The 356-nt window shown below is 33.4% G+C and carries 1 pseudogene; it reads left to right on the top strand.

The features are described 5' to 3' along the window. A pseudogene (locus ACFIK8_RS09910) lies at positions 1–164 on the top strand (SAM-dependent methyltransferase); the annotation flags it as partial. Positions 165–356: the final 192 nt, after the last annotated feature.

The following is a 356-nucleotide window of genomic DNA, read 5'->3' on the forward strand; positions in this document are numbered from 1 at the left end:
TTTTAGTAAAGGCCTTTCAAGGTGGGGCAGAAAACACCCTTCTTACGACATTGAAACAGAACTTTAAAACAGTCCATCATGTTAAACCACCTGCAAGCCGGACAGAATCAGTGGAGCTTTATCTTCTAGCACTCGAATTTAAGGCAAAAACAGAAGTAAAATAAAAGCTTTTTTTTCAGAAGGTTTAAGTTGCTTACATATTTAACTGTGAGGATATTTTCAAACAGGTGTCAGTAATATTGTTTATAGTTTTTTGTAAATGATGAAAAACTGGTAAAACTAATATATACCTTTAAAGTAGGAAGAATTGATGCCTCAGTGAGCATTTCCAATGAAATTTCTTGATCAAGCTAAAG

This window comes from Bartonella sp. MR168JLCBS (genome assembly GCF_042194175.1).